Here is a 417-nt window from a genome sequence, read left to right as displayed (position 1 = left end):
CGCCGGCACGCAGCCGACCGAGATCGCCTGCGGCGAGTCAGACAGCGAGAGCGCGCCGCCGGACAACAGCGCCGTCATCGACGCCGAGACGCGCAAGCGCCAGTCATGGTGGCAGCAGCTGAAGCGGTGGTGGGAGTAGGTCTGCTTTTAATTAGGGCAGGGCTCCTGTTACAATAGAGGCAAACCGATCCCCGCGATAGACGGAGGATCGCCCAAGGAGACCTGAACCATGACCCAACCGATACCTGTTGACTCCGACAGCGCGCCCGGAGCCCAATCCCCCGCTCGCGTCCTCGTCGTCACGGCCGTCGCCGCCGAGCGCGACGCCGTGCTGCGCGGCCTTGGCGAGAGCGAGGGCGACACGCTGTTCGACGTGCGCGCCGTCGGCGTCGGACCGGCCGCCGCCGCTGCCGGTAC

At 68.8% G+C, this 417-nt stretch carries 1 pseudogene; it reads left to right on the top strand.

Annotated features, from left to right (window positions below):
* Positions 1-229: 229 nt before the first annotated feature.
* Positions 230-417: pseudogene (locus PA598K_RS31350) on the top strand (hypothetical protein); the annotation flags it as partial.

This window comes from Paenibacillus sp. 598K, assembly GCF_003851045.1.
Lineage (GTDB): Bacteria > Bacillota > Bacilli > Paenibacillales > Paenibacillaceae > Paenibacillus_D.
This window is presented reverse-complemented; position numbering and strand designations above follow the sequence as displayed.